Source organism: Myxococcus hansupus (assembly GCF_000280925.3).
In the GTDB taxonomy this organism is placed as follows: domain Bacteria; phylum Myxococcota; class Myxococcia; order Myxococcales; family Myxococcaceae; genus Myxococcus; species Myxococcus hansupus.
The window spans coordinates 3,909,217-3,924,252 of sequence record NZ_CP012109.1; the positions used below are offsets into that span (position 1 = coordinate 3,909,217).

Here is a 15,036-nt window from a genome sequence, read left to right on the forward strand (position 1 = left end):
CGAGGGTGCCACGATGAGTCACGGTTCACACATGCATCGAAGTACCTCCATCGGGGCGCGGGATGCGCTTCCCCAGGCCATGTGCCGCCACACGGTGGGCGGCACGCCCCCTTCGGACAGGGGCGGCGGGTGCGGAACGGCGTTGGGGCACGTGTCACCTCGCGGTGAGCGATTTCGGAATGGCAGTACGAAGAGGGGTCGTCGGATGAGTCGGTTGCTGCAGGTTTTGGTGCTGGGGCTCTGGGTTGCAGCGTGCACGCAGGAGGCGCGTCCCACCGAGGCGGCCGCCACGAAGGCCGTGAGCGCGGCGATTCAAAGCGCCGACACCGCGCCGACGGACGTCTGCGCGGACGTGGTTCCCGTAGACCACGCGCCCGCGTGGCTGGCGGCGCCCGTTGAGTCCACCGGCGCTCCGGCGACTGCGTCGTTCACCGCGAACGCCGGTGAGTGGGGCCTGTTGGCCCTCCAGCACGGTGATGGGCTGGGGCAGGGCGCCGCGGGGACCGCCGAGGTGTTCCTCGACGGACAACGTGTCGCCACCGCCAGCAGCGGCACCGCGCTCAAGGCCGTCCCTGTATGGCTGAGCGCGAGCAATGCACTGGAGGTGCGAACCACCGGGGGCAGCATGGCCCGTGCCTCCGTGGCGCATATCAACCAGCTTGCCTGCACGTTGCTCGATGTGACGGTCGGGCACGGACGAGGCGCACCTGCTCGCGTGACGCGCAGCTTCCATTCCGCCGGGGCGGGGGCGCAAGGCGTCCTGGTGGTGGAGGCTCCATCGAGCGGCGGACTCCTGGGCCAGGTGGTGTTGAACGAGCGCGTCGTCATGCGCCTCACGCCCCAGACGGGCCCCGTGCAGCCACGGATCCTGGAAGTCCCCCTGCAGGCGGCGAACACGCTGAAGGTCGAGCTCTCCGGCGCTCCGGGTCCGTCGGTTCGCGTCCGGGTCGTGGACGTTGACACGCTCGCGCCCCAGTTCGAGGTGACGTCGCCAGAAGCCGGGACCCTGGCAACCGCCAGTCCGTGGGACGTGAGTGGCTCCGCCGCGCACGATGTCACGCGCGTGGAGGTGAATGGCGTTTCCGCGACGTTGACCGAGGGAACTTGGACCGCTTCCGTCCCCCTGACGCCTGGGCAGAATGCCCTGGTCACGACGGCCCGGGATGCGTGCGGCAACGTTCGGCGCTCGTGCCGCGCCGTGGTGCTCGACAATCAGAAGCCCGTCATCACGGTTTCGGGGGGCACGGAAGGCCAGTACGTCCGAGGCCCCGTGGTGCTGACCTTCACGGTGGAGGATGCACACCTCGACACGGTGACCGCCACGCTGGACGGCGTGCCCTTTGAGAGCGGTGGGACGGTTACCAGCGAGGGGCCGCACGTCTTGACGGTGTCCGCGGTGGATCGCGCGGGCAACTCCGAAGAGGTGCAGCGGAACTTCACCATCGACTCCGTTCCGCCCGAGCTGGTCGTGCAGTCGCCCGTCTCGGGACACGTCACGCAGGAGGCCCAGGTGGAGCTGGTCGCCGCCGTGACGGAGCTCAACGTCGTCGCCAGCGTGAGTGTGGGTGGGCAGGGGCTGGTGCACGGCGGCGATGGCCTGTGGCGGCGGACGGTCGCGCTGGCGGAAGGGGCCAACCGCCTCGTCGTCACGGCGATGGACGCGGCAGGCAACGCGAGTTCCTCCACGGTGACGGTGCTGCGGGACTCGACGCCGCCGCGGCTGGTGGTGACCAGTCCCTCCGAGGGGGCTCGCATCGGAGGCACCTCCGTGAAGGTGCGCGGCACCGCGACGGATACGACGCCCGTGGTGCTCACGCTGAATGGGGCGCCAGTCCAGGTGGCTCCGGACGGCTCGTTCGAGGTCGACCACGCCCTCGCGCAGGGTAACAACACGCTGAACCTGGTGGTCACGGACGCGATCAACCTCTCGGACTCGCGGACGCTTCACGTGCGCGCGAACAGTGTGGCTCCGACCCTCTCCGTCACTGAACCGTCGTCGGGAACCCAGACGGAAGAGCGGACGGTGACCGTGCGCGGTACCGCATCCGTGGCGGACTCCGAGGACTCGGTCACGGTGCTGGTGTCGGGCTCGCTGGCGGCCCTCTCGGGTGACGGCTCTTTCGTCCGGACCGTGCAGCTTTCCCCCGGCCACCAGACGCTTCGTATCGTGGCCATGGACGGCTACGGGCTCCAGGCGGAGCAGACCCTCTCTGTGACGCGAGTGGTCACGCAGCCCGATGGTGGGCTCGCGGACGCGGGGACGGATCCGGATGCCGGGAGCAGTCCGGATGCGGGCGGGGAGCCCCAGGTCGATTCCGGGACCCCCGGGGGTGATGCCGGTACGGGCTCGGCGGCGCCGGTGCTGCGGGTGGATGCGCCCGCGCCGGATGCCGTGTTGGGCGGATCGAGTCTGGCGGTCATCGGGCAGGTAGAGGGGGGGACGCTTCCCCTCGACGTCAAGATCAACGGCGTCAGCGCGACGATGATGGTGCGCAACTTCAGCCAGTCACTCTCGCTGCCGGAGGGTGAGCACACACTGAACCTCGTGGTGACGGACGCGGAGGGCCGGAGCGCGAGTACGTCGCGGACGGTGACGGTGGATCGGACGGCGCCCTCCCTGGTGGTGACGCGCCCGGCGGCGAGCCCCATCACGGTGAGCGAGTCGCCGTACTTGATTCAGGGCACCGTGGGAGACACGCACCTGGCGGGAGTCACGGTCCAGGATGTGCCCGTCTCGGTGGTGGGCGGCAGCTTCAGCGCGTCCGTGTCGCTGGCCAGGGGACAGACGGTGGTGTCCGTGGTGGCGAGCGACCGCGCCGGCAACCAGACGCGTCGAGAACTCGTGCTGAACGTGGAGAACGCGCCTCCGCTCATCACCGTGCTCGAACCCGCCAGCGGAAGCGAAGCTGCGTCCGCGACCGTGCGCGTTCGTGCTCGGGTGGTCGCGTTCGCGGCGCTGAGCGAGGTCCGGATTGGAACGGGGCTGGCCTCCGAGGCGTCCCCCGGCATCTACACAGCGGAGCTCCCCCTCGCGCTGGGTGAAAACACGCTCACGGTGACCGCCACGGATGTGCGTGGTTTCACCGGGACGAACAGTGTCACGGTGTTCTACCGGGACCCGGCGACAGAGCCCTTGGTCGTGACGGGCGTCCAGCCGGAACGCGGCGCGACGAGCGTGAAGACGGACTCGCTCATCAGCGTGTCGTTCAACAAGGCGGCGACGCTCGAGTCGGTTCTCGAAGGTTTCCGCGTGCTGCATCGGGGTGTGCCACTTCCGGGTGGCCACTCGCTCGCTCCGGGTGGGCAGACGGCGACGTTCATCGCGCGTGCTCCGTTGCCCGAAAGCGAGCTTCTCGAAGTGCGAGTGGCGGGCGTGGTGGCCGCGGTCGGGCCTGGTCAGTCAGGCGAGTTCCGCAGTGAGCTGACGGTGCGCCGGCCGCTGACGCGGCTCCGTGGCTTCGTCATGGACGACAGCTTCCAGCCGCTCCCGGGGGCCCGCGTGGTCCTGGAGGCGTCGGGAGAGACTGTTCGGACGGGGACCGACGGCAACTGGGCCCTCAGCACTCACCTGTCGGGTCCGCAGGTGGTTCGTTACGAAGGCGGAACAACGCCCGAAGGAAGGCCGCTCCCGACGGTGCGGAGGTTGCTGACGATCCCCTCCGAAGAGGAGACGATTGACTCGCCTATCGCGCTGACCGCCGTGGATACCGACAGCGCTGTTCGGGTGGACACGACCGCGGCGCTGCATGCGGACTTCTCGTCGCGCCACGAGGGCCTGGTCCTGGATGGCTTCCCCAGCGGCGCGGTGGAGACCCTGCTGTTCGAGGATGGGCAGACGCAGGGGGCTGTGACGGCGACCCGGCTCGAGACGGTGACCCTGCCCATCAAGCTGGAGAGCTACTCGACGCCCACGGCCGTCTGGCAGATCGGTCCGGCGGGACTCCGGGTCCAGAAGCCGCTGCTGCTCCAGTTCCCGAACGTCACGGCGAAGAGCGCCGGGCACTACGCCGTCGTGCTGGCGCATGAGCCGCGCAACCACACGCTGGCGCGCATGGGCCTGGCGCGAGTTTCCGAGGATGGCAGGTTCGTGCGGACGGAGACTCCGCTGGATGTCCGCTCGGTGGAAGTCATCGGCTACATGATGCTCACCGACGAGCAGGACACGATCGTCGAACGAGCCCTGGCGAGCATGGGCGGGCAGGGGACGTCCCCGGATGACGGTGGCGTTCAGGGCAGCCTGTTTCCGGGGAGGCTGCCTTCACGTCCCATGGGGCCGCTCTGGAAGCAGACGCTCGATGCGCTCATCGGAGAGGCCCACGCGCAGTTCTTCCTGGGGCCCCAGGTCTACGCCCCCCTGGACTCGTCGATTCAAAACCAGGTCCCCGCGACGATTGTTGGAGCGCTCCGTGCTCCCGAGGACCGGCAAATCCACGTGAACCTGTCGGAAGCCACACGCGCGTTCATCGCGGTTCCCCGACACGTGACGTTGCCTTACCGCCTCCCCGTGTCGATGCAGGTGACCCGCGTCTCAGCAGGTATTTCAGCCGGCCGGATCGACGCATTCCTGTTCGCGAAGAAGGAGGGTGGTGCCGATATTGCCCCGCCCGCAGGCGAGGTGTGGGCGACGAGCAGCAATCATGACACGCAGACGGAAGTCTCGCTCACAGGCAACATCGAGTTGTCCCAAGGCACCACCTACGTCTCGCTCGTCGGCCGCATGGGAAGCGAGCGCCGCACCTATGTTCTTCGGGTTCAGACCGTCCCGGTGGAAACGGATGGTGGAACCTCCGTCGACGCAGGGCCTGAGACGGATGCGGGTTCAGGTGCTGGCTCACACCGGCTGGTGTTCACGCTGGATGAGGAAATCACCGCAGGCGCTGCGGAGATGCATTCTGTTGTTCGCTTCCCGGGGATGAAAGTCACCGTCACCGGGCCCGGTCCGATGATGAGCAGCGTGACGGGGCCGACAGGCGAATATGGCATCCCCGTGTCCGTTGCTCCTGGCGACGGTATGGGCATCGCCTGTGCGGACGTCCCACTGGGCTCACGACCGTTGCTCGGGAGGGACACGGCAACAGGTGCTCCCGTTGTCCAATCCATCGTCACGGCGAGTTACCCGACGTGCTCTCCCATGTTCGAGGCCTCCGCGGGCCGCCAGACCCGTGCGGACATCTTGGTGGATGCACGCCTGCTTCATGGCGCATTGCACTTCGTGGACCGCGAAGGCCGTCCGTTACGGCACGACTGCGAAGCCAATGCGTCCAGCGAGTACAGCCCGGATGCCGGAGCCTTCATTTCCGTTGCCAACGCGGAGATTGCTCAGACAGAGGTCCACTTCTTCCGTGAAGAAGATCTGACACGCCCTGTTGCTCAATTCACAGTGGGCGTTCCAGACACGGAGTGTTCGCCCGCCCCCCAGGGCCAGATGAATCCCCAGGGCAGTTATGCCCGGGTTCGAATGGGGCCCACGACACCTTTCAGGCGCGTCATTCGCGAACGCTGCAGGGAGCTCAACCCCGTGCTCATCCAGGACCCGAGCGCCCCCGCGCCAGGTTCCTTGAGTGAGTCGGACCGTGCTTTCTACGAGACGGAGTGCCGGGACAATCACACCAACTTCCTCCGTCTGACCGCAGGCGAGCGACTCGTTGTCGTCGCGGTCAACCATGCGACGGGGCACACCGGCATGACGCGATTGGCCGTTCCGCCGCTCTCCAAGAAGCAGTTGGATGCGGAGGGCCGCTGCGCGGCTGATGAAGAATTGGGGCCGCTGACGGTCACGGAGTTTGGCCAGACGGTCAAGCTCTCCCGTTGCTCCGTGGCGCAGCTTGGCATCGAGGCCCCCGTCTTCCTCTTCCCGCCAGAAATCGACGTGCGCATCTGGCGCAGCGCGATGGCAGCGGGCCTGAATCAGGCGTCACCGCCGTCGCTCGTTCGTCATGGCGGTGCGGCAACCACGCGAGACACCTACGTCCACCTGGATACGCACTGGCGTGTTCGGACGATGGCGCCAGTCGAGTGGCGAGACGACGACGGCGGTGTGCGCTCGTCGCCCCTCGACGCGGGGCTCCCTCCGGACCGAGTGGATGGTGGCGTGTCACCATGCAGCACCGATGGCGGCACGGATGGTGGGTCGAATCCGGACTGCATCCCGAACGTCTTGAGGGACGTGGGTGTTTCGGGCGTGCTGCTCGAAACTTGCTCGGAGTACGGAGCCGGAGCGGCAGCCTCCGCGACGAAACAGGCTGCGTGCCTGCGGAGCCAGGACCTTCAGGACGTTCCCGCAGGTGTTCCTCCCCTGGCGGGCCGGGTGGTGCGCGTCACGAACTCCGCCATGGAGCAGCCCGAGGTGACTCAGTTCGGCGTGGTCCCGGGCCGCGGCTCCGCCGCGCTTCAGGCCGCGATGCAGGTCGAAGGGCCTGGTGGCGAGCGGATCACCGTTGGCAGCTTGCCGCGTGCCAACTACTACCTCCACGTCGTGGGACATCAGGTCTTCCCACGTGACCTGGACGGGGATGGCCATCTGACGCCATCCGAGCGCAACTCACGACCGCCCGACTTCACAGAGCAGGTGGGCGCGAACCTGGCAGGCATGCCGGCCCGCGCGGTCGGCCTGAAGAACGTCTACACCAACCTGGATCCGGATGGTTTCCGAGTCCTGCGCTATGACCGGGATCGCGAGCACGAATTCCGAGTCCTGCAACTCGTCAATCCGCAAGTTTACGCGCAGGGCAGCGTCGGCCAGCGAGAGGTCCTTGCCGGGTCGCCGATAGCGGACATTGACGACCTTTCGTACCATTTCCTTTCGACGCTTCTGGAGCCCCTCGATGAGGGGCGCGCCGGGACTCTTTCGGGCGACTATGTGGTTCGCTTCGGCAGCGATCACTATGGCGTGGAGTGTGACATCTCCTTTGCCCAAGGAGCGTTGGTCGGGACGTGTGACAACGAGTTCATCGAAGACGTTCTCGCGGCAAACGACATCCTTTACATGGAGTTGTACGCCAGCGGTAACGCGGAGAACGTCCTCTATCGGTTCAACTTGATGGGAATTGCCCCTCGAGTTGACCTACTGAAAGCAGGGAGCTCGTTCACCGCGCAGCGCTCAGTTGAAGTGGATTCGGAAGGCCGCGCCGTTACGGACCGGCCCATATCGGCTCCAGCCGTGGCTCGGTTCGCGCTGGAGCCAAGCGTTATCCAACGAGGACGGGTCAAGGTCTGCACGTCGGAGGCCTGTGCTGGTGACACGCTGGTCAAGCAGGCGGATGTCGAGCTGCTGGTGGGCATCGGCGTGTACCAGATTCAGGGCGAATCAGGGCCGGCCGCGCAGTCGTTCGAGCAACTCGACGAAACGGGTCTCAACGCCGCACGTTTCTTCCAGTTGCCGCTTCCCTCGAACCTGGTCGCGATGCCGAAGTCCGGTGCCGAAGAGAAGAGCTTTTTCCTGGTTCAGGAGATCGTCACTCCCGAGCCCCGGCGACTGGTCCAACGGCTGGGTCGCCCGCGAGGGAGTTTCGACGGCGGCCATGCCCGAGCGCCTGGGCAGGCGACCATCCAGGGCATCAATGTGGCGGATGGGCACCTGTCCTTCGAACACGAGGACTTCGCCGTTCCCCAGATGGCCGAGGTGGTCCGCTTCGCGCGCACCTACAACAACCAGAGCAGCCGCGTTGGGACGACGGGCGCCGGCTGGACGCATAATTACGAGGGCTACGTCCAAGAGGAGAAACTGGGACGTTACACCGTGGTGATCGCCGGGCAGGCGTATGACGTGCCCTTGTGCGGAGCTATCGATGAGGTCGAGTCCACGGCGGTGGATTGCATCACCGACCGCTCCCACGGCCTCGACGTGAAGCTGGTGAAGCGCAACGGGCTGAATGTCGTCGAAGTGAAGACGCCCGATGGATTCGTCTACGAGTTTGGAACGGTTGCTCGCGGCTCTCCGCGGAAGCTACGGCGGCGGTGGCTGCTCGACCGCTTCCACGACGGACGAGGCCGCGCGAATGACGAAGGCTGGACGAACCTGACCTACCGGCCCGAGGACACGCTCCTCGCGACGGTGGAGCGCAATCCAGGCAAGCTGCGCCTTGATTTTGGCTATGCACCGATTGATGTCGCGGATACCGCCACGGCTTATCGGTTGCGCACGCTTTCTCGCAATCAAGGCTTCCAACTGCTGAAGTCCGTCGAATTGCTGCGCAAGTCGGACAACGTGGTCCTGCACAGCCTGGACATTGGTCACGACGCACGAGGTAACTTGACCCGCGTCACGCGCGTTTCCGCACCACTGCCCATCGCTGGCGGAGAAGCGACATCGAACGCAACGCAATCGTGGGAGTACACGTATGTGCCTCTCCCCGAAGGGCTGTCCTCAGGCAACGAGTTGTGGCTCGCGTCCAATGAGGTAGCGACCGCGAAGTTCCTCTTGAGCCCCCCTTCGGGTGGGGACCGCAAGATCCAATGGCAGGCGACATATGGTCGCAGCATGCAGACCGCCGCCTACGCGCACCTGCATGCTCGAGAAGTGGTGACATCTGTCCATGGGACTGGAATGCCCGCTCCCGGTTGGCAGATCACGGCGCTCACCACCGATACGCGGAGTATCCGGCGCCCGGATGGCGTCGAAGTGACGCTTCAGCTCAATCCCTACGGGAACACGAGCATGGTGCAGGTCCCCGACCTGGGCCCCAGCACCATGGCCTGGGGAAGTGACACCCGCGGTGGTCCAGTGCAACTGGACCTTTCCGTCACGCCGATGGGCCAGAGTATCAAGCACAACTACAATGAGAGGTTGCAAGCCAACGGTACGGTATTCACGGCAGCACCTCAAAACAGTATCCCGGTTCCTGGCCTGGCTGATCCTACCGACCTCTCCTCGGTCAAGGAACGACAGGTTGAGTCAGGGCGCGCCACGAATACATCCTTGCTCATCGGTGATAACCGGTACGCGACGGTACTCACGCCGCGCTCGGCCTCGGGCGATTCCATGGGCGTCACCGTGGGCGTATTCTCGGTCGATAAGCCTGAGGGGGATATTGCATTCACGACTTCTCAGACGCCGGATCCGGATGGGGTTGTCGTCGAAGGGACTGATCCTGCAGGTAACGCCATCACGGTCTCGGGCCATGAGACGCATCCGTTGGGCTTGCCGACACGAATGACGGTGAGCCACCCGCAGCACGGTTCGTCGTCAACAACTGGTGGGCTGCTTCAGTATACCGTGGTCTACGGGTACGACGCACTGGGCAACCGGATCTCGGAATTCAATGAAGCCACGGGTGCGCGCGTCGACGTTGCCTACGATGCGACTGGTCGGGTTCTTAAAAACACTGTCGCGGGACAGCCTGCGCAAGCCTGGAGTTACGAGTACGAACTGGATGATGACGAGTTGACCGTTACCGAGTCACTTCCTTTGGGACACTGGGGGGAGCGCACCCAGACTCGCAAAACAGTGATCGAAGGAGGGCTCAAGCGCGAAGAAACGGTTCATTTTGGCCGAGACAATGCGCCGGCGACGACACGTTACACCGGTTACGTGGGCACCCAGTTGCGGTCGTTTCAGGACGCGCGCGGAAAAGTCCACGAACTTGACTATGACTCTGCGGGGCGTTTGAAGAGTGAGTTGATCGACCGAGTGGCCCTCTACACCTACGAGCTAGATGCAGATGGGAAGGCCACGGCAGTAACTGACAGCAACGGACTGACGACTCGCATCGAGCATGACGCCTTGGGTCGCGCTGTCCGTTGGGCGTACGAGTCCAAGTTCCCTGAAACTGGATGCACGGGCGACTGCAACTTCTCAGACGTCGAAACGGTTGTCCTGAGTGCCTCAGGTGCCGTCGTTCGAAGAACTTTTGGCTCGCTCAAGGATGGGGCGACCCCGAAGCCGCATATGTTTGAGTCAACGGTGGATGCGCTCGGCCGCGAGCGAACGCGTGCCAGCAGTGTCGACAGTCATGGCGGCATCCGTTCTCAAACGGAATACGATTACGCTGGGCGAGTGACGCTCCAGGAAGATCACGTAACTGGGCTCCGGGACACCTACGAGTATGCGGATGCCCTCGGCCGCCTGACTCGGCATCAACGCACGGTTCAGATCACAGATGGAACTCGAACGCTGACAGAGACGTTCGAATACAGCGACACTCCAGCAGGTATTACGACCGTTATAGCAACTCGAACTCTGAATGGCAGAGACGAGGCCTCAACCCGTCAGGAGGTTCGGACGTACACGACCGATACTCTCGGGCGCGTTCGAACCCTACTGGAGCACGTCGACGATCAGGTTGCCCTCCACTCATGGGTCTATGACTCTCTGGGCCGGCAGGTTGAATACACGGACCCTTCGACGTTCAGCCGCAAATCAACGTGGGAGTACGACGCAGCAGGCAATCTTTTGATGGCAAGCGTCCCTTCCACGGGCACGACTGAATTCTACCACGACGAAGAGGGGCGCATTCGCACGCAGGTCGGCCCCCAGAGCAGTGCTGAAACGAAAGTAGAATATGATGATTGGGGGCGACTGAGGCGCCGCACCCAATCGCTTGATCCAACCAACGCGGATGGCACGCAAGCCGAGTGGAGCTACGAATACCGTGGCGGCGGAGTTGAGAAGGAGTTCGCCCCACATGGAACAACCATTACTCGAACTCGAAATGCACGCGGACTGGTTGAGGAGGAGGTTTGGGAACAGTCTCCTGATAACGCACATTCTTATGAGGCACGTACTGTTCGCACTCGCTACGACGGGACTTGGGTAAAGCGGCAGGAGTTGACCGAGGGTGAATCCCTGTCCGTCGTGTCTCGAGAGGCTGCGAACGGAATTGACGATCGCGGGCGCACGCGAAAGGAAACTGAAACGTGGTCATCCCAAGGACGTGCGTACCAGTATGAGACAAGCACGGCATGGGTCGCCCGGCAGTCTGAGGTCATTGATACTTGGACCTGGGACGGAAGGGGGATAGGTGGCCGGACTGTAACGACACAGTTCGACAGCCTGGGCAACGCGATCCAGCGGGAGCAAGGCACTGCCATCGACAAGTGGGATTTCTATGCCGACGGGAAACCGATTTGGCAACTTCCCTTTGGTTTTGATGCCGCTGTCGCCGCTCGTACATGGACGTATGAAGCAAGCGGCCGCGTCAAGGGCATGCGTTTTGGCCAGGAACTGACGTCGTACACCTATTATCAGGATGGCCTACCAAAGGCGGTCACGACACCTGACCAGCGCGTTCGCACGCTGACGTACAATGCCCGAGGCCTGCTAGAAACCGAGAAGTATGGACGTGGCACCGACGTTCGAAGTACTCGCTACGCTGGGTACGACAATGCGGGTAACCTCACTGAGCTAAGGCATGCTGCGGACACCCCGAGTGAAACCAGCGCGTGGACATATGGTTACGGCCCCAACAGTGAATTGCTCCAAGTTTCAAATGTAGCCACAGGCACATTCACCTATGTCTATGATGTCTTCGGGCGAGTCACGGAAATCACGCCTCCCGCTGGGTCAGTGATGCCAGCATCGCGGTTCAAGTATGACTCACTTGGGCGGGAGAGCTCGCGCAGCCGCGGAGCCACAGCGACCTGGAGCACCGAGTGGCGAAATGGAAACGCAGAAGTCGTCAATCCGCTGGGAGAACGAGTGGAGCGGGTCTTCGACGGGCGCGGGCGCATTGTCCGAGAAGTTTTTAAGGCCGGTCCTCCCGAGAATACAGCATCAGGCCCCCCGCGAACGTTCAAAGATCTTGAATCTGCAGACTACGTCTTTAATGGCCTTGATCAACTACGCAAAGCGACAGAGCGTCGCGGAAATGAATCAATCGTCCACGACATTGATTACGACTTGCGTGATCGCATCTGGCGAAACACTGACGGTTCGAGCTCGATCACTTACGAATATCACAACAGTGGCGCCTTGCAGACGCTGCAGTCTCCCTCTGGACTTATTCAGTACGGCGTCGATGAACTCCAACGCCTTGAGACTTTAGTCCTGGCTGACGGCCGAACGCTTGATGTCGATTGGGAGGTTGGCGGCGAGCGACTTTTGTCACTGGGAGATTCAACACTCAAGCAATCCTACTGCCATGATGCGCGCGGAAGAATTGCTTCAGTGACGCACGCCGCAACGCAGGAGAACTGCACAAATCCAATTACATCGCCGCTACTTAGATTTCAGTACAACTACAGCAGTCGGGACAACAGGCTATCTGAAGCAATTGACAGGCAAGGTGCAGAATCCGTTGCGACGACTCAGTATGGCTATGACAATGCAGACAGACTAACTGGCGTTCGTTACCCTGGAGGCAACTCCGTACTCTACCAACTCAGTCGTGACGGATCTCGGTTTGCCGAGAAGACTGCAACAGAGTACACGGGGGGATTGGGTCCTGACGGCTTCGCAGCTTTGACTGCCCCACAACAACACCTTGTCTATGAATACGATCCTCAGATTGGCGGGCTAGTCACAGTTAAAAAGAAGGTCGTAGCACCAGAGACGGGAGAGCCGCTCCCAGACATTGCGGTAGCCCACTACCAAACGAACAAGGCAGGGCGCCTCGTCAGCGAAAGGCGTGGCGACTTCACACGACTAACGCACTTCGACGCGGTCGGCCGAATAGTGGAGGTGGAGCAGACGCAGGGCAACGAACTGCATCAAGTGAGGTACAAATACGACTATGCGGGCCTGCGGCGCTCCCGGACAGCAAGGGGCGTCACCACGAAGTATCTGTGGAGTGGGAATACGCTAATCGAAGAGCACCTGCCAGAAATTGGGGCTGTGCTGCACCAGCGCGCGGCTGGGCTGATGGTGGCGACCGGAGACGAGCGCATCCTCCATGACGGACTGGGCAGCGCAGTGGGCCGTCTTGCGTCCAATGGCACGCTGACGACTCATCAGTATGACGCGTGGGGCAACTACCGCGATGGAGGTGGGCCAACTTCCACCCAACCGAGCATCGGATACACGGGACATGCCTGGGACGCGGATGTGGGGCTGACGTATGCCCAGCAGCGGTGGCTTGACTCGCGCACGGGACGGTTCCTGTCCGAAGACCCGGTAGGGGCGGGCGCGTACCTGAGGACGCCACAGGGCCTCAATCCGTGGCTGTATGCCAATGGAAATCCGTTGAGGTACACGGATCCGGATGGACGCTGTAGCATCGCTTCCAACGGGACTGTGGCCTGCGACCCGGTAGACGAACTTGCGAAGTTCTGGGCAGGGCTATTCGAATATGCGAATGGCGGAAGTGCATCCTGCGCCGGGTTCCAATGCAGCAACTTCCAATATGTTGGCCCGAAGGGGGGCGTCGGTGGGGTGGCGGGCGGCGTTGCGCGAGTAGCCACTTTCCGCCTGCTTCCCATTGAACAGAACGCTTCCGCCGCAAGCCTTTACGGGATGGAGACGGGAGCGGGGTTGGTTCCGTACCTTGACCCGGCTCAGCGGATGGCTACAGGAACGACGGTCTCTGGACTCGAAACGAGTCGAGGTCTGGCTGCCATTGAGCTTCTGCTTGATGTCGGCCCCCCGGCGGTGGACGTCGGGATGACACTCCGGGCCCGTCTAGCTGCGGCGCCAATGGTGCGCGCAATTCGTGTGGAGGAAGTTGCTGGGCACATGCGCGCGATGGGGCGTGCGCCGACAACTGAGCAGGTGGAATTCCTCAAGCACCTCGCTGCCCGCAACCAGGCTGATCGGCGCGCGGGAGTCGTTTTGAACATGGCGGAGGAGATCGGGACAGGCGATCCAGCGTTTCTTGCACTCCGTGATAAGTTGCAGGCCGGGAAGCAGCGGACAGTTGCTGCAGCCGACGTGCAGGTGGATGGCTTTTCTGGAAGGGTCGTCGGAGTCAGCGGACAAAGAGGTTCGGGATCGACTCTCGCGGACGCTACAATTGCACAAGCAACTGCTCGGACTGGACCCGGGCGCCAAGACGCCGAAGTGAAGATTCTAGACTTTCTCCGGTCGCGCATCAGTCGGGATTCAACTGGAACCATCAACCTTGCGATCGACAATGCGATGGGCGCATGCTTTAATTGTAGTTCTGCGATCCTGGAGTTCCGTGAGAGCTTCCCAGGGATAAAACTGAATGTGACCGTTCCTGGGGGAGGGTGATGCTCCTTGAGCTTGTTAGGTCCGCAAACAAGGCTGGTGTGGAAGCTGCACTAAGGGTTCGTGCCGCCAGTGCTGAGGAATTGGCGTCCGCACTGTGTGCGGCTGTTCTTGTCGGCAATGCAGAAATACTCGATTTGCTGCTTCAGGCAGGTGCAAACCCGAACGTGTCGCCGGCTGGAGCGTATTGGGGAGCGCTGCATGTCGCAGTGGAGCAAGAGCAGCTAGAACTGATTCCGATGCTGATTGCTAGTGGGGCAGACGTGAATCTTCCCGATGCCAACGGGATGACGCCGCTACATCACGCGATAGACATTGAAGCTGATGGAGCATATCAGCGTGGAGAGCGCCCGTCCGCTTATGTGACGCGGCTTCTTCTTGCGCATGGCGCTCAGCCTAATACATGCGATCGCAATGGGCGAACTCCGCTCGATCTTGCCCGGGACTACCAGCATGAGGACGCGATTGCGGCCCTTGAGGAAGCTCAGAAGTACTGAGACCAAGAGTGTACCAATTGAGGGCTCGGTGTCGCGCCGGATGTGGCCCGTGGCCTTCACCCGGCCAAGCCGGAGCGCCCCCGGTCGCGGATGAGTTCCCGATCAAGCTGCGCCGTGCTCGCGATGAGGTGGGCCACGAGCCGGCCCGTGGGCATGGTCAACTCAATGCCCTCTGTAAATGGGCCGTGGTCGCGGAGAACGTAAGCGTCCGGCAATTGGTAAAGGTCCGGCCAACGACGTGTGAAGGGGCTTTGAGAGTAGTTCACCGAGCCATCCTCCTTCTGTCCTGGCCCGTACCAGCGCTCCTGATAGGCCCGAACAGCGGGACCACAGTCGGCGACCGGGCTGGGGACCTACAGGGTGCGATGGGCGTACAGCCCCGTTAAACGACGTTGACAGCCCCCCCTGGGCTGGCAGATTCCGCGCCCGCTGGCGGCT

Annotated in this window: 2 protein-coding genes; both read left to right on the plus strand. The window is 63.2% G+C overall.

The window, feature by feature from the left end; genetic code table 11:
• The first annotated feature begins 205 nt into the window (after positions 1 to 205).
• A complete protein-coding gene (locus A176_RS15060; protein ID WP_044889195.1) occupies positions 206 to 14,104 on the plus strand; it encodes an RHS repeat-associated core domain-containing protein in 13,899 nt (4,632 codons plus the stop codon).
• Entirely contained in the window at positions 14,104 to 14,598 is a 495-nt protein-coding gene (locus A176_RS38000; RefSeq protein ID WP_082282748.1) for an ankyrin repeat domain-containing protein, read from the plus strand. Before A176_RS15060 ends, A176_RS38000 begins: the two co-directional genes overlap by 1 nt.
• Positions 14,599 to 15,036: the final 438 nt, after the last annotated feature.

Coding starts and splice junctions, on each gene's coding strand:
- A176_RS15060 (WP_044889195.1), top strand. CDS start 206: ATGAGTCGGTTGCTGCAGGTTTTGGTGCTGGGGCTCTGGGTTGCAGCG.
- A176_RS38000 (WP_082282748.1), top strand. CDS start 14,104: ATGCTCCTTGAGCTTGTTAGGTCCGCAAACAAGGCTGGTGTGGAAGCT.